Source organism: uncultured Bacteroides sp. (genome assembly GCF_910586915.1).
GTDB lineage: Bacteria > Bacteroidota > Bacteroidia > Bacteroidales > Bacteroidaceae > Bacteroides.
On the sequence record NZ_CAJULN010000022.1, the window covers coordinates 1 to 26,126 of the forward strand.

Annotated in this window: 19 protein-coding genes, 1 tRNA gene and 1 pseudogene; 16 read left to right on the forward strand and 5 right to left on the reverse strand. The window is 44.8% G+C overall.

Annotated features, from left to right (window positions below; translation table 11 throughout):
- The coding region (locus tag QZ331_RS09145) for a lysylphosphatidylglycerol synthase transmembrane domain-containing protein (protein ID WP_294629603.1) at window positions 1-341 on the reverse strand (341 nt) is incomplete at its 3' end.
- A gap of 114 nt (window positions 342-455) precedes the next feature.
- Here QZ331_RS09145 and rsmA point away from each other — a divergent pair.
- The 3 genes from rsmA (at window position 456) to QZ331_RS09160 (ending at window position 4,534) form a co-directional block, all read left to right on the forward strand.
- Complete coding sequence (gene rsmA / locus QZ331_RS09150) at window positions 456-1,247, forward strand: 16S rRNA (adenine(1518)-N(6)/adenine(1519)-N(6))-dimethyltransferase RsmA (protein WP_294629604.1); 792 nt, start codon at window positions 456-458, stop codon at window positions 1,245-1,247.
- A gap of 7 nt (window positions 1,248-1,254) precedes the next feature.
- Window positions 1,255-2,595, forward strand: a complete 1,341-nt coding sequence (gene mgtE, locus QZ331_RS09155; protein WP_294629605.1) for a magnesium transporter — start codon at window positions 1,255-1,257, stop codon at window positions 2,593-2,595.
- 85 nt (window positions 2,596-2,680) lie between these two features.
- The gene (locus QZ331_RS09160; RefSeq protein WP_294629606.1) at window positions 2,681-4,534 is read left to right on the forward strand and encodes a DUF349 domain-containing protein; all 1,854 of its coding nucleotides are present in this window, start codon (window positions 2,681-2,683) and stop codon (window positions 4,532-4,534) included.
- A gap of 185 nt (window positions 4,535-4,719) precedes the next feature.
- Here QZ331_RS09160 and QZ331_RS09165 read toward each other — a convergent pair.
- A tRNA-Gln gene (locus QZ331_RS09165) sits at window positions 4,720-4,790 on the reverse strand.
- Between the two features lie 263 nt (window positions 4,791-5,053).
- On the opposite strand from QZ331_RS09165, the gene rsfS reads away from it, so the two are divergent.
- From rsfS to QZ331_RS09180, 3 genes and pseudogenes are all read left to right on the forward strand, one after another.
- On the forward strand, window positions 5,054-5,413 hold the full coding sequence (gene rsfS, locus QZ331_RS09170) for a ribosome silencing factor (RefSeq protein WP_294629607.1): 360 nt from the start codon (window positions 5,054-5,056) through the stop codon (window positions 5,411-5,413).
- 9 nt (window positions 5,414-5,422) lie between these two features.
- Window positions 5,423-7,444 (forward strand): annotated as a pseudogene (gene ftsH, locus QZ331_RS09175) (ATP-dependent zinc metalloprotease FtsH); the annotation flags it as partial.
- Window positions 7,445-7,469: 25 nt separating this feature from the next.
- Complete coding sequence (locus tag QZ331_RS09180; protein ID WP_294629608.1) at window positions 7,470-8,318, forward strand: phosphatidate cytidylyltransferase; 849 nt, start codon at window positions 7,470-7,472, stop codon at window positions 8,316-8,318.
- Window positions 8,319-8,553: 235 nt separating this feature from the next.
- Here the strand turns inward: QZ331_RS09180 and QZ331_RS09185 are convergent, their stop codons facing one another.
- The 3 genes from QZ331_RS09185 to surE all read right to left on the reverse strand — a co-directional run bounded on the left by QZ331_RS09185 (window position 8,554) and on the right by surE (window position 11,319).
- A complete protein-coding gene (locus QZ331_RS09185; protein WP_294629609.1) occupies window positions 8,554-9,324 on the reverse strand; it encodes a NigD-like protein in 771 nt (256 codons plus the stop codon).
- Window positions 9,325-9,415: 91 nt separating this feature from the next.
- Window positions 9,416-10,552, reverse strand: coding sequence for a lipid-A-disaccharide synthase (gene lpxB / locus QZ331_RS09190; protein ID WP_294629610.1), 1,137 nt, complete (start codon window positions 10,550-10,552; stop codon window positions 9,416-9,418).
- The gene (surE, locus tag QZ331_RS09195; RefSeq protein ID WP_294629611.1) at window positions 10,552-11,319 is read right to left on the reverse strand and encodes a 5'/3'-nucleotidase SurE; all 768 of its coding nucleotides are present in this window, start codon (window positions 11,317-11,319) and stop codon (window positions 10,552-10,554) included. Before surE ends, lpxB begins: the two co-directional genes overlap by 1 nt.
- 356 nt (window positions 11,320-11,675) lie before the next feature.
- Here surE and QZ331_RS09200 point away from each other — a divergent pair, with 356 nt between their 5' ends.
- The 10 genes from QZ331_RS09200 to QZ331_RS09245 all read left to right on the forward strand — a co-directional run bounded on the left by QZ331_RS09200 (window position 11,676) and on the right by QZ331_RS09245 (window position 26,126).
- Window positions 11,676-12,440, forward strand: coding sequence for an AAA family ATPase (locus tag QZ331_RS09200; protein WP_294629612.1), 765 nt, complete (start codon window positions 11,676-11,678; stop codon window positions 12,438-12,440).
- An 11-nt stretch (window positions 12,441-12,451) separates the two neighbouring features.
- A complete protein-coding gene (locus QZ331_RS09205; protein ID WP_294629613.1) occupies window positions 12,452-13,342 on the forward strand; it encodes a ParB/RepB/Spo0J family partition protein in 891 nt (296 codons plus the stop codon).
- Complete coding sequence (locus QZ331_RS09210) at window positions 13,343-14,227, forward strand: DUF5683 domain-containing protein (RefSeq protein ID WP_294629614.1); 885 nt, start codon at window positions 13,343-13,345, stop codon at window positions 14,225-14,227.
- Window positions 14,228-14,261: 34 nt separating this feature from the next.
- Entirely contained in the window at window positions 14,262-15,554 is a 1,293-nt protein-coding gene (locus tag QZ331_RS09215) for a lytic transglycosylase domain-containing protein (RefSeq protein ID WP_294629615.1), read from the forward strand.
- A 72-nt stretch (window positions 15,555-15,626) separates the two neighbouring features.
- Entirely contained in the window at window positions 15,627-17,867 is a 2,241-nt protein-coding gene (locus tag QZ331_RS09220; RefSeq protein WP_294629616.1) for a RelA/SpoT family protein, read from the forward strand.
- Between the two features lies 1 nt (window position 17,868).
- Entirely contained in the window at window positions 17,869-18,375 is a 507-nt protein-coding gene (locus QZ331_RS09225; protein WP_294629617.1) for an RNA polymerase sigma-70 factor, read from the forward strand.
- Between the two features lie 84 nt (window positions 18,376-18,459).
- Window positions 18,460-19,620 (forward strand): FecR domain-containing protein, encoded by a 1,161-nt coding sequence (locus QZ331_RS09230; RefSeq protein WP_294629618.1) that lies wholly within the window; start codon window positions 18,460-18,462, stop codon window positions 19,618-19,620.
- A gap of 196 nt (window positions 19,621-19,816) precedes the next feature.
- A complete protein-coding gene (locus QZ331_RS09235; RefSeq protein WP_294629619.1) occupies window positions 19,817-23,455 on the forward strand; it encodes a SusC/RagA family TonB-linked outer membrane protein in 3,639 nt (1,212 codons plus the stop codon).
- Between the two features lie 11 nt (window positions 23,456-23,466).
- A complete protein-coding gene (locus tag QZ331_RS09240) occupies window positions 23,467-25,038 on the forward strand; it encodes a RagB/SusD family nutrient uptake outer membrane protein (protein ID WP_294629620.1) in 1,572 nt (523 codons plus the stop codon).
- Between the two features lie 38 nt (window positions 25,039-25,076).
- Window positions 25,077-26,126, forward strand: a complete 1,050-nt coding sequence (locus QZ331_RS09245; protein ID WP_294629621.1) for a hypothetical protein — start codon at window positions 25,077-25,079, stop codon at window positions 26,124-26,126.

Below are 26,126 nucleotides of genomic sequence, written 5' to 3' on the forward strand. Positions count from 1 at the left end.
GACACATTATTATATTTAGCCAATATACCGCAACGGCTCACCTCACCGATTCTGGGAATCACCAGACTGGCAGCATAGGAGACAAAGACCGCATTCACACAATCGCTCCTTCGCGGAAAGACATCCAACGGTTCGAGCGTCTGTCGCCAGCGCCAGCCCCGAAACACTTGTGCAAACACTCCGAACAACAGTGAGAAAAGCATCCACCACCAGTTCGTGCCACGCAGCAGTACATCACCTGCCTTCGCAAAGTCAAAGCCACGATATACCCAAAACAGAATAAAACCGCCCAAAACAACCGGCAATATCAATTTCAGTGTCTTTTTTAACAATCCCTTCATCTTTTATTCTTCAATCAGCTTCGCCGACACATCATTTATTTTCCTAATAGTGGCACGTTCTTCATTTAAAAGAGTTACCTTTGTCGGCTGCAAAAGTAATTATTTAGTTGGTAAATGAAATTAGTAAAGCCTAAAAAGTTTCTCGGACAACACTTTCTGAAAGATTTGAAAGTGGCGCAGGATATTGCCGACACAGTCGACACTTTCCCCGAACTGCCCATCCTCGAAGTAGGTCCCGGCATGGGAGTACTGACTCAGTTTTTAGTAAAAAAAGACCGGTTGGTGAAAGTCGTGGAAGTTGACTATGAATCGGTTGCCTATCTCCGCGAAGCCTATCCCTCACTGGAAGAGCATATCATTGAGGACGACTTTCTGAAAATGAATCTCAACCGCCTGTTCGACGGCAAGCCTTTCGTGCTGACCGGTAATTATCCGTACAACATCTCCAGCCAGATTTTCTTCAAGATGCTCGACAATAAGGACATCATACCCTGCTGCACGGGAATGATTCAGAAGGAAGTGGCAGAACGCATCGCCGCCGGACCGGGCAGCAAGACGTACGGCATTCTCAGCGTATTGATACAGGCATGGTATAAAGTGGAATATCTGTTTACCGTAAGCGAGCACGTGTTCAACCCGCCCCCAAAAGTAAAAAGCGCCGTCATCCGCATGACGCGCAACGATACCCGCGAATTGGGATGCGACGAAAAACTTTTCAAGCAAGTAGTGAAAACCACATTCAACCAACGCCGGAAGACATTGCGCAACTCCATCAAACCAATTTTGGGCAAGGAATGCCCGCTCACGGAAGACGCACTATTCAACAAACGCCCGGAACAACTGTCGGTAGAGGAATTTATCGACCTGACCAACAAAGTGGAACAAGCATTAACACTTTTGCAATAGAACGACAATGAACGAGGAATACATCGACAACGTAAAGCATTTTATCGAACAGAAAGAAGCTGATAAGGTAAAAGAACTTCTCATCGACCTCCATCCGGCCGACATCGCTGAATTATGCAACGACCTCAGCCCGGATGAAGCCAAATTCATCTATCGGCTGCTCGATAACGAAGTAGCCGCCGACGTATTGGTCGAAATGGACGAGGACGCACGTAAAGAACTTCTCGAAATGCTTCCTTCGGAGACCATCGCCAAGCGTTTTGTCGACTATATGGATACGGACGATGCCGTAGACCTTATGCGCGAACTCGATGAGGACAAACAGGAAGAGATTCTTTCGCACATCGAGGATATCGAACAGGCAGGCGACATTGTCGACTTGTTGAAGTATGACGAAAATACGGCCGGCGGTCTGATGGGCACGGAAATGGTGCTTGTCAATGAGAACTGGAGTATGCCCGAATGTCTGAAAGAGATGCGCCAGCAAGCGGAGGAGCTGGATGAAATCTATTATGTATATGTCATCGACGACGACGAACGTCTGCGAGGTATTTTCCCGCTCAAGAAGATGATTACCTCTCCTTCCGTATCCAAAGTGAAGCACGTGATGCAGAAAGACCCGATTTCAGTACACGTGGACACACCTATCGAAGAGGTGGTGCAGGCGATTGAGAAGTACGACTTGGTAGCTATCCCCGTAGTCGACAGCATCGGACGGCTCGTCGGGCAGATTACCGTCGACGACGTCATGGACGAAGTACGCGAACAGTCGGAACGCGACTATCAGTTGGCTTCCGGTCTTTCGCAAGACGTAGAAACGGACGATAATGTACTCAGGCAGACTACAGCGCGCCTTCCGTGGCTGCTTATCGGTATGCTCGGTGGAATCGGCAACTCGATGATATTAGGCAATTTCGACTCCACTTTCGCCATTCATCCGGAAATGGCACTCTACATCCCGCTTATCGGTGGAACGGGAGGAAACGTTGGTACGCAATCCTCGGCTATCATCGTACAGGGATTGGCCAACAGCTCGCTGGACGCCAAAGATACTTTCAAACAAATCGCAAAAGAATCGGTAGTAGCTTTAATCAATGCCACTATCATCTCGCTGCTGGTATATACTTACAACTTTATCCGGTTCGGTGCAACAGCTACGGTCACTTACTCCGTATCCATCAGCCTATTTGCAGTAGTGATGTTTGCTTCCATATTCGGAACCTTAGTACCTATGACATTGGAAAAGCTGAAAGTAGATCCTGCCATTGCGACAGGACCGTTTATCTCCATTACAAACGACATCATAGGTATGATGTTGTATATGGGAATTACAGTTTTGTTATCATAAAAACGGAATAAACTAAAAAAAACAAGCAAAACAGTATGAAGTAATCGTTTTATTTCATTAATTTGTGACCTAAAACTAATATACAATGATGGACGCTCATGACACTAATCAACCCTTGAATCAAGGGGAATTAGAAGTAGAAAAGAAAACAGTTGAGGTTTCTGCCCCCGTTACAGAGACTCCGACTGAAGAAATTACCGCCGAAGTTCAACCTGAAGCAGTTCACAAACCTGCCACTAAGGAAGAGGTACTCAACCTGTTGAAAGAACTTGCGCAGGATGCCGAGAATACGAACAAGCAGGATATTGACAATCTGAAACAATCATTCTACAAGTTACACAATATCGAGCTGGAAGCTGCTAAGAAACAGTTTACAGACAATGGCGGTGCCATTGAGGATTTTGTTCCTCAAGCAGACCCGACAGAAGAGGAGTTCAAGCGTCTGATGGGAGCCATCAAGGACAAGCGCAGTCAAAAGGCAGCCGAACTGGAACGACAGAAAGAAGAGAATCTGCAAGTTAAACTTTCCATTATCGAAGAGTTGAAAGAGTTGGTGGAATCCGGTGATGATACCAACAAATCCTATACGGAATTCAAGAAGTTGCAACAGCAATGGAATGAAACGAAATTAGTTCCACAAGGCAAGGTAAACGAACTTTGGAAGAACTATCAACTATATGTGGAGAAATTCTACGATTTGCTGAAACTGAACAATGAATTCCGTGAATATGATTTCAAAAAGAACCTGGAAATAAAAACACATCTCTGTGAAGCAGCCGAAAAGTTGGCTGACGAAGAAGATGTAGTTTCGGCTTTCCACCAGCTTCAAAAGTTACACCAGGAATTCCGTGATACAGGACCGGTAGCGAAAGAGTTGCGCAATGAAATCTGGAATCGCTTTAAAGTAGCCTCTGCCGCCGTCAACCGCCGCCACCAACAGCACTTCGAATCTTTGAAGGAAGCGGAACAACATAACCTGGATCAAAAGACCGTTATCTGCGAAATCGTAGAATCAATAGAATACAGCGAACTGAAAACATTTGCCGCTTGGGAAAACAAGACCCAAGAGATTATCGCTCTACAGAACAAATGGAAAACCATCGGTTTTGCACCACAAAAGATGAATGTGAAAATTTTCGAGCGTTTCCGTCATGCTTGCGATGACTTCTTCAAGAAAAAAGGAGAATTCTTCAAGAGTTTGAAAGAGGGAATGAACGTAAACTTGGAAAAGAAAAAAACTCTCTGTGAAAAAGCGGAAGCATTGAAAGACAGCACTGACTGGAAAAAAACGGCTGATGCACTGAGCAAACTCCAAAAAGAATGGAAAACCATTGGTCCGGTATCGAAGAAACATTCGGATGCTGTTTGGAAACGCTTTATCTCAGCCTGCGACTATTTCTTTGAACAGAAGAATAAAGCTACTTCTTCCCAACGTTCCGTAGAGATAGAGAATATGGAAAAAAAGAAAGCGTTAATCGAACAGTTATCTGCCATTGACGAAAATATGGATATCGAAGAGGCCAACACACTCGTACGCAACTTAATGAAAGAGTGGAACACTATCGGTCATGTCCCATTTAAGGAAAAAGATAAACTGTACAAGCAATATCATAACCTTATCAACCAATTGTTCGACCGCTTCAATATCACTGACTCAAACAAGAAGCTCAGCAACTTCCGTTCGAATATCAGCAACATACAAAGTAACGGTCCGCAATCTCTGTATAAGGAACGTGAGAAATTGGCACGTGCTTACGAAAACATGAAGAATGAACTTCAAACTTACGAAAACAACTTAGGTTTCCTCACTTCTACCTCCAAGAAAGGCAGCAGCCTGCTGACAGAACTGAACCGCAAAGTAGATAAGTTGAAAGCTGACTTGGAACTGGTATTGCAGAAAATCAAGGTTATCGACGAATCAATAAAGGAAGAAGAGTAATCCTTCTGCCGATTTAAGACACATAAGACAGGCTTTATCGCTTCTATGGACGATAAAGCCTGTTTTGTTATCTACCCACTTAGAGTTTCAAACTAAGCCGACCTGTCGGTAAATGCATCTCCCCTAAAACGAAAAATCCCTGCAAAAAATAGCTCTTTGCAGGGGATTTGATTTATTATTTTTTGTTGGGCTACCTGGATTCGAACCAGGAATGACAGGACCAGAATCTGTAGTGTTACCATTACACCATAGCCCAATGTTTCTCGTTTGCGGGTGCAAAGATACAAATAATTTGTGAAATCAAAACATTTCCGCTATTTTTTTTGCAAAAATCTTCAATTTAGTTTTCTACAGGCAACTATCTCCACTAAAAAACACAAAAATTAAGGTATAACTTTCTTGTATCCAAATAAATCAGCGTATATTTGTCAAAAATATCACGTTTATAATGAGAAACAAAGAGTAGTCTTTCGTTGTTATAAACTAAAAGAACATGAATTATTAATTTCAATTGCAAGAATGAACGATACTAAAGTATTAATTGAAAAAATAAAAGAAGGAATTCAAGAAAAAAAAGGTAAAAACATCATTATTGCCGACCTAACCAGTATAGAAGATACCATCTGTAACTACTTCGTTATCTGTCAGGGAAACTCACCCAACCAAGTGAACGCCATCGTGGATTCAATCAGAGAATCGACACGCAAAGGGGCAGACAGCAAACCGTTTGCCATTGACGGACTTCGGAATGCAGAATGGGTAGCTATGGACTATTCGGATGTACTGGTACACGTCTTTTTGCCGGAAACAAGAAGTTTCTATAACCTCGAGCATCTTTGGGCAGATGCCAAACTTACCCAAATCCCCGACTTAGATTAATTTATAATTATGGACAATAATAATAACAGCAACAATAACAGCAATAGTAACAGCAATAACCCTAACAACCGGGTTAATTTGCCGAAGTTCAACCTGAACTGGATGTACATGATTATTGCCCTGATGCTTCTCGGCCTTTGGTGGGGTAGCGATTCGGCAGGCGTGGGAGTCAAAGAGGTTGGTTATAGCGAACTCCAAAATTATGTAAAGGAGGGATATATCAGCAAAATACTGGGATATGAAGACAAAACAATCGAAGCTTTCCTAAAACCAAGCGCTGTAGGCGCCGTATTCGGTGCAGACTCCACAAAAGTGGGACGCAATCCCGTCATTACAAGTAGAGCTCCGTCGACCGACAAACTGGAGGAGTTTCTGCAAACAGAAAAAGAAGCCGGTCATTTTGACGGAACATCGGAATATCCGCCCAAGTCGGATTTATTTCCAAGTATCCTGATACAAATACTTCCGTTAGTCTTATTGATTGGCGTATGGATGTTCTTCATGCGCCGCATGAGTGGCAGCGGCAGCGGTGGTCCCGGCGGTGTATTCAACGTAGGAAAATCCAAAGCACAACTTTTTGAAAAAGGCGGTTCCATCAAGGTCACATTCAAAGATGTAGCAGGTCTGGCGGAAGCCAAGCAAGAAGTGGAAGAAATTGTCGAGTTCTTGAAAGAGCCTCAGAAATATACCGACTTAGGTGGTAAAATTCCTAAGGGAGCATTGCTGGTAGGCCCTCCGGGAACCGGTAAAACACTGCTTGCCAAAGCCGTTGCAGGCGAAGCAAACGTACCATTCTTCTCTTTGGCAGGTTCCGACTTCGTGGAAATGTTTGTAGGTGTAGGCGCCTCCCGCGTCCGCGACTTGTTCAAACAGGCTAAGGAGAAAGCTCCTTGCATCGTCTTTATTGATGAAATAGACGCCGTAGGACGCGCACGTGGAAAGAATCCGGCAATGGGTGGAAATGACGAACGCGAAAACACGCTGAACCAACTACTGACAGAGATGGACGGATTCGGTTCTAACAGTGGCGTCATTATCCTTGCCGCCACCAACCGCGTAGATGTATTGGACAAAGCATTGCTCCGCGCCGGACGTTTCGACCGTCAGATACACGTAGACCTGCCCGACCTGAATGAACGTAAGGAGGTATTCGGCGTGCATTTGCGCCCGATTAAGATAGACGATACAGTAGACGTAGACTTACTGGCACGCCAAACTCCGGGATTCTCAGGAGCAGACATTGCCAACGTCTGCAACGAAGCCGCACTGATTGCAGCACGTCATGGTAAAAAGTTCGTGGGCAAACAGGATTTTCTGAATGCCGTCGACCGTATCATCGGTGGATTGGAAAAGAAAACCAAAATTACAACCGAAGCCGAAAGACGCTCCATTGCTCTGCACGAAGCAGGTCATGCTGCCATATCCTGGCTGTTGGAATATGCCAACCCGTTGATTAAAGTAACGATTGTCCCTCGCGGACGTGCATTAGGTGCAGCCTGGTATCTGCCCGAAGAACGACAGATTACTACCAAAGAGCAAATGCTCGATGAAATGTGTGCAACGCTTGGAGGACGCGCAGCCGAAGACTTATTCATGGGACGCATCTCTACAGGAGCCATGAACGATTTGGAAAGAGTCACCAAACAAGCATACGGAATGATTGCTTATTTAGGTATGAGCGATAAGTTGCCGAATCTGTGCTATTATAATAACGACGAGTACTCCTTCAATCGTCCATACAGCGAAAAGACAGCCGAACTTATTGACGAAGAAGTCAAGAAGATGATAAACGAGCAGTATGAACGCGCCAAGCAGATATTGTCCGAGCACAAAGAAGGCCACAACGAATTGACTCAGCTATTGATTGACAAAGAGGTAATCTTTGCGGAAGACGTCGAACGCATCTTCGGAAAACGCCCGTGGGCTTCCCGTTCGGAAGAAATCATGGCAGCCAAAGAGAGCCAGAATGCAGCAAAGGCCGAACAAGAACTTGTCGAGAAACTGAAAGAAGAGGAAAAAGAAAAGGAAGCGAACAACTAATTTAAATACGCTGATTGTGATTAACAATTTTATAAAACGAGCTATTACGGGTGTACTCTTTGTCGCCATCCTGGTGGGGTGCATCCTCTACAATCCGCTGAGTTTCGGTATTCTGTTCACTATCATCAGCGCACTGACCATCTACGAGTTCGGGCAGTTGGTGAATATGCGGGTAGAAGGAGTAAAAATAAACAAAACCATCGCCATGTTGGGAGGAGCCTATCTGTTCCTTGCAATAATGGGATTTTGCACCAACGCAAGTCCGGCCGGTTCAAGCATTTTTATTCCATACGTGCTCTTGCTGCTCTACATGATGATTAGCGAATTGTACCTCAAAAAAGAGAATCCGGTACTCAACTGGGCGTACTCCATGCTCAGCCAGCTTTACATCGGTTTGCCTTTTGCCATGCTGAACATACTGGCGTTTCATAACAATCCGGAATATAGCAGTGTCAGTTATAACCCGATTTTACCGTTATCTATCTTCATCTTCCTGTGGCTGAACGACACCGGCGCATATTGCATCGGCTCACTCATCGGCAAGCATCGGCTCTTCGAACGTATTTCCCCAAAAAAATCCTGGGAAGGTTCTATCGCCGGCGGAGTGGTAGCTATCGGTGTGTCTTTTATACTTGCGCACTATTTTCCGTTTATGTCCATGCCGGAGTGGGCGGGATTAGCGCTGGTAGTGGTTGTATTCGGTACATGGGGCGACTTGACGGAATCTTTGTTCAAGCGCCAACTACACGTTAAAGATTCCGGAAACATCCTTCCGGGACACGGCGGAATGCTCGACCGGTTCGACAGTGCCCTAATGGCTATTCCGGCAGCAGTAGTCTACTTGTATGCCTTGACTTGGGTTTAAGCAATTACAACTTAATAATCAACAGGTTACAGCGCATATAGATGCTGAACGCAGGACATATAGATGCTGGAGGTAGGACATATATGCGCTGAAAGTCGGACATATATATCCTGCAAATCAGTCATATGGAGAGTGAAAACAGCAGATTTTCATTCAAACGAAACCAAGTTAAAAACAACAAAGGTCGGGATGCTTTCGGTAAAGCTCCCGACCTTTGTCCATTCATAGTCAGAGGTTATCGGATTGAAGAAGTAGAATGTACATCCTTTGCCTTCTCCGGCACTCCCACCGGATGATTCAAGTCTATTACTACAACTCTTCCTTCTCCATGTTCTTCTGAATTTATTGTAATCTTGAAGCCTTTCGGAGCTACCCAGGAATCTTCGGGTGCAGGAAAGAATTTCTCCAGATTATAAGATACGCGTCCCCAGCCAAAAATGCCGGTCTTGTCGCCGTACGTATTATAACGCAACTCCAAGTGTACATAGCCATCCTCTCCTACTCGAACGGAGGTCGGTTCTTCTACTTCAATCAGATCTTGAACAAGGCTGATACGATGTTTTTCAGCACGAGGTCTGTCCTGCCTGAAGATGATATTCAAGTACTTGCCTCCCAACCACATATCGCCCTGATAGATTACGATAGGGTCGTTTCCGAATTCTTCGGCCTCTTCTTCGGTTTTCATTTCTTCCACCTCTTTGGTCAAGACATTTTGAATGCCTTCCATCTTCACCTGGACACCATTCTCCACATCATACAAGGGATTGAAAAATGCCACAACACGCTCACCGGCTACGGGTTTATACCAGGGAATAGAAGTGGTAACCGGATCAATTACTCCCCAACGGTCACCCTCCAAATAATAACCGCCACCGCCCGTTGTACGAACAGTTGCCCAATCCCAACTAAAATCTCCGATAGAGTAGCCGTCGTTATCATCACACGACTGCAACATCGGCACCAATGCCAACACAAGGACACCTAAAAACCACTTAATTTTTTTCATATCTGTTCCTTTCTTTTTTAATCTTCTGTAGTATAAATAAAAAAGCCGAGCATTTACTGCATCGGCTTTACGTTTATTCAGAAAAAGAAGGTTATTTTTTCAACAGTGATATCATCGTGTGCGCAGCATGGCGAGGGGCACCGGCAGGTCCCAACCGTTCAGCCATCGACTCGTATCCTTTGAGTATTCGGTTCTTATACTCTTCATTCTCAAGTATATTCTTCAGTTCACTCCGTATATGATTCACGGTCATCGTATCGGCTACCAATTCTTTCACAACTTCGCAATCGGCAATCAAATTAACCAACGAAATAAACTTTACCGTCAGAATATGACGCCGCAAAAAGGAAATAACCTTGCCTATCGGCGTATGATAACAGACAATTTGAGGAACACGGAATAAAGCCGTCTCAAGAGTGGCCGTTCCCGAAGTGACCAAAGCAACATCCGAATGCTGCAAAAGGCGATATGTCTGATTGAAAACGATTTTCACTTTCACATCACCGATGTATTGTTTGTAATATTCGGGAGCAATGGAAGGAGCACCGGCCAAAACAAGCTGGTAAGCAGGAAAAGCAGAGGCCGCTTTCAACATATCCGGCAGATTATCCTTTATTTCCTGTTTACGGCTTCCTGCCAAGAGGGCAATTATCGGCTTATTTTCCAATTGATTCTCTGTTACAAATCCTGTCAAGTCTTCCGGGTTTGCTTCCTGCCAGGCAGCCACTTCATCTACCGTCGGATTTCCCACATAATGAATGGGATACCGGTGTTTGCCTTCAAAAAAATCCACTTCAAAGGGAAGAATGGAGAAAAGTTCATTCACATCTCGTTTTATATTCTTGATGCGGTACTCTTTCCAAGCCCATATTTTCGGAGAGATATAATAGTAAACCGGTATCTGAGTTTTGGCGCGAACAAATTTGGCTATATCAAGGTTGAATCCCGGATAGTCTACCAAAATAACCACATCGGGGCTCCAGGCGACGACATCTTCCTTGCAACGCTTCATGTTTGCGAAAATCGTGCGCAAATGGAGCAATACGGGGATAAAACCCATATAGGCCAATTCTTTATAATGTTTCACCATTGTTCCGCCAACGGTTGCCATCAAGTCACCCCCGAAAAAACGGAAATCGGCTTGCGGATCTTCCGCCTTCAAGGCAGCCATCAGATGAGAAGCGTGTAAGTCGCCGGATGCTTCGCCGACAATCAGATAATATTTCATTAATCAAACCACTTATTAAGTTCGTCTATCAAGTTATAAGCTGTCATATCAACAGTAGTCGGAGTGATGGCTACATAACTGTTGGCCAAAGCCCAATGGTCGTTCTTTCCATTGCCAGGTTCGTGGTCAGCAAATTCACCGGTCAGCCAAAAGTAATTGGAGTCGGTCGGACGGGGACAAGCAGCCCATTCGTTTACCCAACGTCCCTTTGCCTGCTCGCAGATTTTCACTCCTTTTATATCGGCAGTATCCGGAAAGTTCACATTCAGACAAGTCAAAGGAGGAAGTCCTTTTTCCAGTACCATCGCGGCAATATTGCGGACAAAAGGAGCTGTAGCAGAAAAATCAGCATCAAAACCGTGATTGCATAAAGAGAAACCGATAGAAGGAATTCCATTCAGACAACCTTCAATCACCACTCCCATCGTACCAGAATAATGCACATTGGTAGCCGAATTATCACCATGATTAATACCACCTACTACCAAATCCGGTGTCCGGTCAAGCACCGTATTGCGCGCGAGTTTAATGCAATCAGTCGGTGTTCCCGAACATTTATATACAGTCAGCCCCACTTCTTTCCTGACCAGTTGATAATGAACAGGCTGAGTCACTGTCAAAGCACAACCACTCCCCGAACGCGGCGAGTCAGGTGCCATCACAACGATTTCCCCCAAAGGGCGAAGAAACTTCACCAACTCATTAATACCCTTAGCCATCACGCCATCATCATTTGAAACAAGAATCAACGGTTTTTCATTTTCCATATATTCACTCCTTTCCTATTTAATATTTGCACAAAAGTAGCAAAAAGAAGCTGTATTGCCAAACCTACTTTCTGCCGGACACGAAAGCCTCCCATCCCTCCTGCCCTTACCCGTTTACAAATCTTAATCTTCTGCAAGCGAGCAAAAAAAGAAATAAATATCCAATATAAATATGTATATTTGCAGGCTCAGAAAGAGAATAAGCAGATAAAGAACCCGACTCGGTTTTGTAACTGCTCCGTCCGGCAGTTATTAACAAAACAGGTGACTTATCAACAGAAATTGCAAAGTTTCTCTTTTTTCGTAGGCGCTCTAAGGATTTATCACTTATTTCGCCGCCAATAAAATTAGAGAATATGGGAAAAATTATTGCTTTGGCCAATCAAAAAGGCGGTGTAGGAAAAACAACGACTACGATTAACCTCGCGGCGTCGCTTGCTACACTCGAAAAAAAGGTACTCGTGATAGATGCCGACCCGCAAGCTAATGCCTCTTCCGGTCTGGGAGTAGACATCAAGCAGTCGGAATGCACTATCTATGAATGTATTATTGACAGAGCCAACGTACAGGACGCTATCCTTGACACGGAAATTGATTCTTTAAAAGTAATCTCTTCGCACATCAATCTCGTAGGAGCAGAGATTGAAATGCTGAACCTCCCAAATCGCGAAAAGATTCTGAAAGAAGTGCTTACTCCCCTGAAAAAAGAATATGACTATATACTGATAGACTGTTCGCCTTCGTTGGGACTTATCACAATCAATGCCCTGACAGCAGCCGACTCTGTGATTATCCCCGTACAAGCCGAATATTTTGCACTCGAAGGTATCAGCAAACTGCTGAATACCATTAAAATCATCAAATCGAAACTGAACCCGGCTCTGGAGGTCGAAGGTTTCCTTCTCACAATGTACGACTCACGTCTGCGCCAGGCCAACCAAATCTACGATGAAGTGAAACGTCACTTTCAGGAATTAGTGTTCAACACTGTTGTACAACGGAATGTCAAATTGAGCGAAGCTCCCAGCTACGGTATCCCGACTATCCTTTACGATGCGGACTCTACCGGCGCCAAAAACCATTTGGCCCTTGCCAAAGAGATTATCAACCGAAATAAATAAAAGAAGAAGATATGGCAACACAAAGAAGAAATGCATTAGGACGCGGACTTGACGCCTTACTCTCAATGGATGATGTGAAAACCGAAGGTTCTTCTTCCATTAGTGAAATAGAGTTGTCGAAGATTACTGTCAATCCCAACCAGCCACGCCGCGAGTTTGATGAAACGGCCTTACAGGAATTGGCTGATTCAATTGCAGAAATCGGTATTATCCAACCCATTACTTTACGCAAAGTCTCGGAAGATGAATATCAAATCATCGCCGGAGAGCGCCGCTACCGCGCCTCCAAAAAAGCCGGACTGCAAACAGTCCCCGCCTATATCCGTACCGCAGACGACGAAAACATGATGGAAATGGCGCTAATTGAGAATATTCAGCGCGAAGACCTGAATGCCGTGGAAATCGCACTTGCCTACCAGCATTTGCTCGACCAGTACGAACTGACACAAGAACGTCTGAGCGAACGTATCGGCAAAAACCGGACAACAATTGCCAACTACCTGCGCCTGCTGAAATTGCCGGCTCCCATACAGATGGCGTTGCAAAACAAACAGTTGGATATGGGTCATGCACGTGCACTCATTTCGTTAGGCGATCCCAAACTGCAAGTCAAAGTATTCGAAGAGATTCAAGAACACGGATATTCGGTACGTAAAGTAGAAGAAATAGTCAAATCACTCAGTGAAGGAGAAGCTGTGAAAAGCGGTACGCGGAAAATAGCTCCGAAACGTGCCAAACTTCCGGAAGAGTTTAACTTACTGAAACAACAACTTTCAGGCTTTTTCAACACCAAAGTACAACTTACCTGTTCTGAAAAAGGGAAAGGTAAAATCAGTATTCCGTTCGGCAATGAGGAGGAATTGGAACGTATCATGGAAATCTTCGACACGCTAAAGAAGTAAATGATTAGAAAAAGTAAGAAATATCAGTCACTCGTCATCACCCTGCTTCTCTGTTTATTACAGGTGGCAGGGATTGATGTGTTTGCACAATCCACCATAACTTCGGTGCAAAAAGATACTACCGTCGTGCAACGGGAAGCACCAAAAGCCCGCGCACGCAGACACCGTAAACCGGTTGTGGAAGATTCGCTAAAGAAAGATTCTATTCAGATTATACCCTCCAAAGAATTTCCAGCCATTGATAGTATGTCTGTTGCCCAAATACAGATAGCGGATAGTTTGGACGCAGCCAACAAGAAGGAGTTGAAAAAGATAGAACAACCGATGCCAATTGTTGCCAATGCAGACAGCGTTCCGCCCGCACAAGATATCAACAAGAAGATTTTTATCCCCAACCCAACCAAAGCAACTTGGCTTGCCGTCGTCTTCCCCGGCGCCGGACAAATTTACAACCGAAAATATTGGAAGTTACCTATTATATATGGTGGATTTGCCGGTTGTGCCTACGCCTTGAGCTGGAACGGTAAGATGTACAAAGATTATTCGCAAGCTTATTTGGACATCATGGATAGCAATCCGAATACCAAAAGTTACGAAGATCTGTTGCCTCCCAACGCAACTTACAACGAGGAGCAATTGAAAAATACATTAAAACGAAGAAAAGATATGTTCCGGCGTTACCGGGACCTCAGCATATTTGCATTTATCGGAGTTTACCTCATCTCCATCGTCGACGCTTATGTAGATGCAGAGTTGTCCAATTTCGATATAACCCCCGATTTGAGCATGAAAGTAGAACCGGCTGTTATGGACAATAACAACATTTTCCGCTCCAATAGCCTGAGAAACAAGTCGGTTGGTTTGCAATGCGTATTACGTTTTTAGAAAATACAATTTAGATTGATCTTATTATTGAAGCATGAAGAAATTAGTAAACTATTGTTCGGTTATTTTTCTTTTACTGGTAGCAACGTCTCAAGTAAGAGCACAAAGTGTAGATGTAGTAATCCGTGAAAACGGAACTGAACGTAAAGAAAGCATCGACTTGCCTAAAAGTATGACATATCCTCTCGACAGTTTGTTGAGCGACTGGAAAGCTAAGAATTACATTAACTTAAGCAAAGATTGCAGCACGGCAGACATCAATCCCCAGTTCAGCGATTCTGTTTACATCGACCGCTTGTCACGCATTCCGGCTATCATGGAAATGCCTTACAATGACATTGTACGCAAATTCATTGATATGTATGCAGGACGCCTGCGCAATCAGGTTTCTTTCATGCTGAGTGCCTGCAACTTCTATATGCCGATTTTTGAGGAAGCACTGGATGCATACGGACTGCCTTTGGAACTGAAATACCTTCCCATTATCGAATCTGCATTGAATCCTTCTGCCGTATCCCGTGCGGGAGCTTCCGGATTATGGCAATTTATGATTAGAACAGGTAAAATCTACGGACTGGAATCAAACAGTTTGGTAGACGACCGGCGCGATCCTATAAAAGCTACTTGGGCTGCTGCACGTTACCTGAAAGAAATGTATGCCATCTACGGAGACTGGAACCTTGTGATTGCGGCCTATAACTGTGGTCCTGGCACTATCAACAAAGCTATCCGGCGTGCTAATGGCGAGACTGACTATTGGAAAATTTATAATTATCTGCCCAAAGAGACACGTGGATATGTTCCTGCCTTCATTGCAGCCAACTATGTGATGACTTATTACTGCGACCATAACATCTGTCCAATGGAAACCGATATTCCGGCAAGTACAGACACTGTACAAGTCAATAAGAACCTGCATTTCGAACAGATTGCCGAACTTTGCAATGTGTCATTAGACCAGGTTAAAAGTTTGAATCCTCAATATAAAAAAATGATAATTCCGGGAGATAGCAAACCTTATACACTGCGATTGCCTCTTGAAGCCATCAGCAACTTTATTGACAAACAAGACACCATCTATGCGCATCGCGCCGACGAACTGTTCCGCAACCGTAAAACCGTGACGGTAAAAGATACGCCAACAACACGTAAAACAACAACAGCCGTTGTCGGCAAGGGAAAATTATCCTATTATACAATAAAAAGTGGAGACACTTTGTCAACCATTGCCGGGAAATATGGTGTCACAGTGAAAGACATCCAACGATGGAACGGACTTTCCAACACCAAAATTTCAGCAGGAAAACGATTGAAAATATACAAATAAACGGTCTCCTGCTTGCATCGTTTGGAAATTTGCTTATTTTTGCAAAACCAAGCAAATGAAAGGATCACAATTATGGATAATCTGCCCCCAAAAGAAATAACGGATGAAGAAATGATCAATCAGGCGTTTCAGAAACTACTGAATGATTATCTCAGCACCAAACACCGTAAGAAAGTTGAAATCATAACGAAAGCCTTCAACTTTGCCAACCAGGCGCATAAAGGAATCAAGCGCCGTTCCGGTGAACCTTATATCATGCACCCGATTGCCGTAGCAAGCATTGTTTGCAATGAAATCGGGCTTGGTTCTACTTCTATCTGTGCCGCTCTGCTACACGATGTAGTGGAGGACACAGATTATACGGTGGAAGACATCGAAAATATCTTTGGTCCGAAGATAGCCCAAATTGTAGACGGACTGACCAAAATATCCGGTGGGATTTTCGGTGATCGTGCTTCTGCACAAGCAGAAAACTTCAAGAAGTTGCTTCTCACGATGTCAAATGATATCCGTGTCATCCTTATCAAGATAGCCGACCGCCTGCATAATATGCGCACCCTCGGTTCCATGTTGCCCAACAAACAATACAAAATCGCAGGTGAAACCTTGTATATCTATGCTCCATTGGCCAATCGGTTAGGGCTTTACAAGATAAAGACCGAACTCGAAAATCTGAGTTTCAAATACGAACACCCGGAAGAATATGCGGAAATAGAAGAGAAGCTCAACGCTACCGCCGCCGAACGCGACAAGGTATTCTATGACTTCACCGCTCCCATCCGTACACAACTGGACAAGATGGGATTGAAATACCGGATACTTGCCCGGGTGAAATCAATCTATTCCATTTGGAACAAGATGCAAACCAAGCACGTTCCTTTCGAAGAAATCTACGACTTATTGGCTGTCCGAATCATCTTCGAACCACGTAACATAGAAGAAGAGCTCAACGATTGTTTCGACATTTACGTCTCTATCTCCAAGATATACAAGCCTCATCCCGACCGCCTGCGCGATTGGGTAAGCCATCCTAAAGCAAACGGATATCAGGCTTTGCACGTCACTTTAATGGCCAACAACGGACAATGGATTGAAGTCCAAATCCGAAGCGAACGAATGAACGATGTGGCCGAACAAGGCTTTGCCGCCCACTGGAAATACAAAGAAGGAGGAGGCAGTGAAGATGAAGGCGAACTGGAAAAATGGCTAAAGACCATCAAAGAGATATTGGACGACCCGCAACCGGATGCCATTGATTTCCTTGATACTATCAAACTAAATCTGTTTGCTTCCGAAATATTTGTATTCACACCGAAAGGGGAACTAAAAACCATGCCGCAAAATTCAACGGCACTTGATTTTGCTTTTTCCCTGCACACGGATATCGGCAGTCATTGTATCGGCGCCAAAGTGAATCATAAATTAGTGCCGCTAAGCCACAAATTGCAAAGCGGCGACCAGGTGGAAATACTCACATCCAAGTCTCAGCGCGTACAGCCTCAATGGGAAGTATTTGCAACCACTGCCCGCGCCCGTACCAAGATAGCGGCAATTCTCCGCAAAGAACGGAAAGCAAACCAAAAAATCGGTGAGGAGATTCTCAACGAATTCTTGAAGAAAGAAGAAATCCATTTGGAAGAAACGGTTATTGAAAAGTTACGCAAACTGCATAATGCCAAGAATGAAGAAGAGTTACTGGCTGCCATCGGAAGCAAAGCCATCATCTTGGGAGAAGCGGACAAAAATGAACTGAAAGAAAAACAAACCAGCAATTGGATGAAGTATCTCACTTTCTCCTTCGGCAATAAAGAAAAACAGCAGGAAGAGAAAGAGCCGCAAGAGAAAGAAAAAATCAATCCGAAGCAAATACTCAAACTGACCGAAGAAAGTCTGCAAAAGAAATACATCATGGCCGAATGTTGCCACCCCATTCCCGGTGACGATGTATTAGGCTATGTGGACGAAAACGACCGGATTATCATTCACAAACGCCAATGTTCCATTGCCGCCAAACTGAAAAGCAGTTATGGCAACCGTATATTGGCAACCGAGTGGGACACACATAAAGAACTTTCTTTCCTTGTCTATATATATATAAAAGGTATAGACTGTATGGGACTGCTGAACGAAGTTACACAAGTCATATCAAGACAACTCAATGTAAATATCCGCAAACTCACCATAGAAACCGAAGACGGCATCTTCGAAGGAAAAATACAACTGTGGGTACACGATGTGGAAGATGTGAAAACAATTTGCAATAATTTGAAGAAGATTCAGAATATCAAGCAAGTAAGTCGGGTAGAAGAATAACATGAAAAGAAAAACGGAGAAAGAAAGAGACTACGAGATTCTATTCAAAACACATTACAAGCAACTCTTCTACTACGCGCTTCGGTATGTCAACGATACGGAAAACGCCGCCGACATTACCAACGATGTATTCTGTTACTATTGGGAGAAATACGACCAACTGGATTTGGGTGCTTCTCCCCTCCCTTTTCTGTACACCCTAATACGCAACTACTGCGTAAACCACCTGCGCAAAAAAGAAGCGGAACAAAAAAAACTCAACCTGCTCCTGCTATCCGACCTATGCACCGACTCCATCGTAGAAACAATCAGGCAAGAACAGAAAATCAAACGTATCATGGACAACATCCGGCAACTCCCTCCCCAGACCCACAACATTTTCAACGAATGTTTCATGAAAGGGAGAACCTATAAAGATGTAGCCGATGAAAACCAAATAAGCATCAACACTGTAAAAACACATATCAAAAGAGCACTGTCACTATTACGTAAGAAAAACAACGAATAAGTCTTAATAATACGCAAAAAAAGAAGGAACATATCACCCTTTCAGCTAACATATAACGATTTATAATAAAAAGACAGCCATCATATGAACCCAATAGATAACATACCGGACTTTGTATTCTCCGCATTATCAACTCCCGAATTGCGGTCGTCGGAAGAATTGCAACAATGGCTGGCAGAAAGCCAAGCTAACAAAGACTTGTTCGAAGAACTGCTCGCCTACCGCGAGGCAGAACGTCGCCTGCTTCCGGAAAACACTCCTGATGTAGAACTTCAATGGAAACGGGTAAGACAGAGGAACCAACGAAAACGCTCCCTCCACTACTGGAAACCGATAAGCGTTGCAGCCTCCTTGCTGCTTATATTATCCGCCGGACTATATTTATACCTAACCGTTCCCCAATCAACCGTTGAGGAAATCGAAACCGAAATGTGCCTGTCCGACATACTCATAAAGCCGGAAACAACCATAGTCACCGAATCGAAGCAAGAGAATCGCACCATTCTCCTCTCTACAGAGAAAGGAGAAACATCGGTTGTCCGTACTGGTTTTCTCGATTACACACAACCAAAGACTCTTTCTTCTGCCACCGATGCAGAACTGCTCACTCTGACTACGCCACGTGGGAAAAGCGTCAAAATACGACTCGACGACAGCACGGAAGTGTGGTTAAACGCCGAAAGCCGTTTAACTTACCCTTCCCGGTTCACCGATTCCACGCGTACCGTACATCTGAAGGGAGAAGCCTACTTCAAAGTAGCGCACAATCCACAATGTCCTTTCATCGTCAAGCATCACACTACCAGTACACAAGCCTTAGGTACGGCTTTCAACATCCGCTCGTATGCAAATGACGTAAAACATATCACCCTGATAGAAGGAAAAGTGCTTGTCAAAGACACCCTGTCGCTGCAACAGGAAATTCTGTTGCCCGGCGAAGATGCAGAATACGACTCATCCAACAGTATAATCAAAAAAGAGGTAAACCCGCGTGAATTTACCGCCTGGACAGAAGACTTGTTTTATTTTGAACAAACCGATCTCCTCAGTCTCATGCAAATATTAGGACGATGGTACAACACCACCATTATCTTCAAAGACGAAGACATCAAACACTATCGCTTCACTTTCTGGGCCAAACGATCGGAAAGTTTAAAAACGACATTGGAAATGCTCAATCAGATAGGAACGGTAAAAGTGCAGATAAACACATCAACCAATCAAGTATTTATCAGTAAACGTTAACAGAACAAAACTGCCGGATAAGCAACAAACAACGAAACCGTTTCTTGCATTTTATGCATATAACGTCCATTTTGAAACAAAAAGCATACATAAAGTAACTATTTCATCATTTCCTTGTCACCCGCCTTCTCCTATTTCACGATAATAAATATAGAATATTGAAAGTTTTCTATAATTTATTAAATCAAGAGAAGTTATGAAGAAGATGAAATTCGGGCTTATTCTGCTACTGTATTTATGCACCGCCCTGCAAATACTTGCGCAAGAAAAAAGAATTTCCTTAGATGTTCACGATGAGCCTATGCTATCGGTATTAAAGGAAGTGGCCCAAACGGGAAATCAAAAAATCAGTTTCAGTCACGAAGACATAGCTCCGTATAAAGTAACCGTTACGATACGGAACAAAACCATACACGAAGCTCTGTTACAGATTCTACAAGGTACTCCTCTTTTATTTAGAGAACGAGGAGAGTTTATCACCGTTTATCTCGACCCGAAATCGCCCGAAGCCATCAAGAAAAAAAACTATTGCACCATCACGGGAATAGTACAGGACAACACGGGCGAGCCTCTTCCCGGTGCAACGGTAGCCATCACCTACGATTTCAAGCATTGGGGAAGCTCGACAGATATTAACGGCAATTTCACCATCCACGTTCCCAATGCCGCCATGCACAGTGGAAAAGCTGTGATTAAAGCCAGTTTTATAGGATTCACACAGATGAAATCGCAAATCGGCAAAGAAAGAACAAACTACAAGTTCGTATTAACTCCCTCCAAAAATGAAATCAACGAAGTGGTAGTCACCGGCTACGGCAATATAGATGCCCGTAAGAAAACAAGTGCCATCACCTCGTTGAAGATGGATGATATCCTGATGCCCGGTATGACCTCCATTGACCAAGCATTGGAAGGTAGAGTTCCGGACATGATTTTTATGCAGAATTCGGGTGAAGTAGGTGCTACCGCCCGTATGCGCATTCGAGGAACCTCCACTTTGGTGGGCAACCGCGAACCGCTTTGGGTATTGGACGGTATCCCTCTGTCCGATCCGGTAGACATCACCACCGACCAATTGAACGACCCCGATTATATCAACTACATCGGTAATGCCATCTCCGGAATAAACCCGCAAGATATCGACCGTGTAGACATTTTGAAAGACGCTGCCGCTACAGCTCTGTACGGAACGCGTGCCGCCAACGGTGTAATCGTCGTTACGACCAAAAAGGGACACATCGGGGCACCAAGCATCAATTACTCCGGACAACTGAAACTTATTGTACGCCCCCGATATACCGACCACAATATCAACCTGATGAATTCGCAGGAACGCATACAATTCGGAAAAGACTTATGCGACTTACACTACGCCTTCCCCTCCAATATGACAATGGTTGGATACGAAGGAGCCTACAACAACTATCTGAAAGGCAACATAAACTTCGATGAATTTCAGAACCAGGTACGTTTTTTTGAAAATGCAAACACCGATTGGTTCAAGATTTTATCCAGAGATGCATGGACCCACACTCATACGGTCAGTGCATCCGGCGGTAACGAAAACACCCGTTATTACGCATCCTTAGGATACACCGGCGAAGATGGTGTCGTAAAGACCCAATATAACGATCGCTACACCACATCGCTCAACATACAGAGCAACATCAGCCAGTCTCTCCAAATCAACGTGCGGCTGAATGGCAACATTACAAAGAAAAACTACCTGCCGGATGAAATCAATGCATTGGATTACGCCTACAATACCACCCGTGCCCTGCCCTGTTACAATCCGGACGGCTCGCTCTATTACTACAAACGCCATGCATACAATGTGGGCAATAATAAAGACACAGATTATTACAAGTACAATTACAACATTATCAACGAAATGGAGAATACCTCCAAAACGTATAACTCCAACCAGCTCCTCGCAGCATTCGATTTGCAATACAAATACCAACAGATTTTTGACGTCATCGCCACGATGGCCTATCAACGTTCGTCGAGTACAACAGAGACATGGTACGGAGAGAAGTCAAACTACGTAGCACAATTAAAGAACGGTGAAGTAGACGACACTCCGCAAAAGGGCGAAGACGGCAAATGCGACTTGCCCTACGGCGGCGTACTGAACACGAGCAATTATATCACAGACAATGTGACATTCCGCATTCAGGCCAATTACCACCAAAGTTTAGGCAGCAACAAAAGACACCTGCTCAGCAGCACGTTAGGTTATGAGTTGAACACCTTCCGCAACAACGGTTACAACGACCAGACACGAGGCTACTACAAAGACAGAGGTATGAAATACATCGAATCCTTAACACTGGAAGAAGTGTTGGAATACCCGCAATATGCCAAATGGCTCGTCATGCCCCATCGTAACATGGTTTCCGAAAAGACCAACAAACTAAGCGGCTACCTCACAGCCTCCTACAGCTATGGCGATTACTTCACCGTCAACATGAACGGACGGTTTGACGCTTCCAACAAGTTCGGAAGCCGCAGTAACGAAAAATTCCTTCCGATATGGTCCATCTCGGGGATGTTCAATGCCAAAGAGACATTCCTCAAAGACAACGAACGGATAAACGACATACGCCTGCGTTTCTCATACGGTAAAACCGGTAACATGGTAGACGGACAGACCCCCAACCTGCTTATCAAACAAGGCAGTATGAACGTTTATTATGGTGAAAACTCTTCCACCGTGGCCTACGTAAACAACCGTTACGCCTTTCCCAATCCCAACCTGCGATGGGAACAAACCGACCAATACAATATAGGTATAGAAACCTCTCTTTTCGATAGCCGGCTGAATGTAACCTCGGACATCTACTACAAAAAGACGAAAGATGCCTTTACCACGGTTCCCATCTCCACCGTCAACGGTTTATCTTCATTCGTCATGAACGGCGGCGACATCATGAACAAAGGTTTCAGCATCTCCGTCAACGGCTATCCCATCCGCAACAAGGAGTGGCGATGGTATCTGTCGACCAGCTACTCCGTTGTCAAGAACAAAGTGGAAAACGATGTCATCAACGACTATAGCATCGATAACTACCTGAACGGATCTGCCATTATCGGCGGAGAATCCATCGGTACTTTCTATTCCTACGAATTCTTAGGATTGAATCCTAAGAACGGAACTCCTCTGTTCGATGACTACAGCGACCGCCGCCACTTATTGCAAAACAAGAACCTAGAGCAAGTGGTAAAAACGGTACTGGTAAAGAGCGGCACACGCGAACCGAAATTTCAAGGCGCATTATACAGCACCCTCACATGGAAACAACTTACCTTAAGCACCAATTTCACCTATAGCTTAGGCAATAAGGTACGTAAGTTCAACCTCTACTCCGACATTCTGAGCGGCGTCTCTTCAGAAAACAACATCCGCAAAGACTTCACCGAACGATGGAGAGTGCCGGGAGACGAACACCGAACCGATTATCCTGCACTAATCAGTCCGTCCGACCCGAAATATCCCGACTATACCTATCATTGGAGTGCCAGAAACGCTAATTTGTCAACAATCAAGACCTTTGCCACGAGCATTTGGAATATGTACGACAATTCGGATATCCGTGTCGTATCCGGCAATTACCTGAAACTATCGCAGCTCAGTCTGCGCTACCGTTTCAAGTCAGAGCAATTGCGGAAGACCCCGTTCAATAACCTGTCCGTTGATTTCTCTACCAACAACGTGTTCACCATCTGTTCGCGGCAACTGAAAGGACAAGACCCCAGTCAAAGCGGTTTCTCCGCTTCCACTGTGCTGTCCACACGCCCTACCTACACTTTAGGAATTCAAGTTACACTGTAAACCACATACGTATGAAAAAGAATATAAGAAATTTAATCCGGATATGCCTGTCAACCACACTGCTTTGCGGTTGCAGCGATTTTCTGAGCGAATATTCGCAAGACATGATTGTCCCCAAAACCATCAACGATTTGAACGAACTGCTCATCGGAGAGGTCTATATGCCCAGCAAACAACAGAAGTATGGAATGAACGACGGTTCGTGTCTTTTCTTCAATATGCTTGACGATGATATCAATACCGTAGGCACGAATAAGACAGGCAATGTGGGACACCCCAACTACAATTATTCCGTCAACGGTATGTACGGCTACTTTGCCTGGCAGCAGGATGTACGTTTCTGCTATCAGGCCAAAAGTCATTCCGACGACAGTGCGACGTGGAACGACCTCTATCACCGCATCAACGTGGTGAACATCATTCTACATGAAATCGAAGAGTTGCCCCACGAAACACCGGACGATTATGAGAAATACCTGCGCGTAAAGGGAGAATCCTATTTCTTGCGTGGACAATTCTACTTCATCCTTGCCAATCTTTACGGCGACGCCTACGCACCGTCTACTTGTGCCGGCAAACTGTGCGTCCCTCTGAAACTCACCAACTACGTAGAATATGATAAAACAGCCGATCGGCAATTTGAACGGGCAAGCGTCAAAGTCGTCTACGACCAGATAATCGCCGACTTAAAAGAGGCTGCCAGACTACTGACCGAAAGCCCCCAGCAAAGCAAATTCAGACTGCATCGTGCCACCTGGGAAGCGGCTTCCTTACTGCTCAGCCGTGTCTACCTCTACGTACAAGACTGGGAGAATGCCGAAAAAGAAGCCGCGAAAGTGATGAAAAGCCCCCTATTCGACCTGGCAGCCATCAACACACTTTCCGAGGAGCCTTTCCTCACGCGCAACAATCCGGAAATCATCTTCTCGCAAGGTTCCAACCCCATCGGAGGAGATGTTACCAACTGGTCGGTCACGGCCAAAAGAAGCGACCACTGCGTGACGCGCGACCTCTACGACTTATATTCGAACAGCGACAAGCGCAAGAGCAGTTTCTTTGAAGAAGTAGTCGACACCGACAGCATCGGTCTGCGTAAATATCAGAAAGGCGATATCAACCACATCTCGGATGCGCTCATGCTGCGTATGTCCGAGGCTTATCTGAACTACGCAGAAGCGTGTGCCATGCAACCGTCAAAAACAACGGAGGCCAACACTACCTTAAACTCCCTGCGCCACCTGCGCATAGAGGAATACACCGACCAAACATACAACGGAGAGGAGTTGGTGACAGAAATACGCAACGAACGCCGCAAGGAGCTCTGCTTCGAAGGAAAACGCTGGTTCGACTTGCGGAGATATGCCGTATGCGAACGGTATCCCTATTCGCGCGACATCATCCACGTATTCAACGTCTACAACGACAACCTCTCCTTTGCCGCCACCGAATACTACAGATTGCCGGCAGGCGACCCCGCCTATACATTCAGTCTTCCGCGCAAAGTGCTCGATTACGACAAGGTTCCGTTGCCCAACAATCCGCGCGACCCGAGAGAACCATTAGAGACAGAGGACAAAAAGTAATCAAAACATTCCACTAAAAAAAAGAGTTCAATAAAGATATGAAACAATTCATCTGCTTACTCACCCTATGCTTCGCTTTCGGAGCCTGTTCCAAAGAGGACATTCCGCAAGGTAAAACCGTCTTGGAAGACATATTCGCCATCAGCGACAACCCGAACGACCCGATTCAGCACAAACGGTATCAGATATACCACACCTACAATGTTCCGGTATATTTCAACGACACCATTTCCACCAAAGAAATCGGCAAAGACTGGTACGGAAACCCTGTGATGCATTACGAAACCGTCGATTTGAACTGGGAATTCGATTCGTACAACACGTCGCTGACCTATGAATACGACTACATAGAAACCGATGAGGAGAAAATGAACGCCCTGCTTTTCGTTGAAAAATACCTCGAAGTATGCAGCCGCTCCATGCGTCCGTTCAGCATCATGCTCGCCAACGGGCTGACAGCCTCCTCGCCCGACGCCCAACTGCCGCAGAACTATTTTGTCGGCTTCCGCACATTGGTATTATACGACATTGCCCACATTACGGACAATGCGGAAATCATTTCAAAATCGAAAACCATCATCAACAACATGATATTGCAGAAAGTGAAAACCAACGACGCTCTATGCAAGAAATTTGAAAACGTGTCGAGCGGCTTCTATTGGAAAGAATGGGCCGAGTTAAAAGAATGTTCCACCGTCGAAGAGTGGCACAGAAAGACCTATGGCAATGCCAATGTCAATATGTTGTTCCACGGAGCACCTTACGACAACAGTACATCCTGGTATGGAGAGGTCGACTTCGCGGAATATCTTGTTGCATCGGGTGCCGTCGGCGACCAAGAAGAGGCCGAAAACATACGCAAACGAATTGTGGCGGAAATCGGGCAATACGGATTCATCAAAGGCGCGGAAAGACTGTACCTCAGCTCGCCAAGCAACAAAGACGAAGACCTTGCCGCCTATACGTTAGCAATCATCAACATGGGCAAAGACACGTTTACCGAACGGTTCGGCAACTGTCCGCTTGTGATGCAGAAATTCAACCTGCTGTATGACTACATTACGACAACCCTCGAAATTGAACTTTAA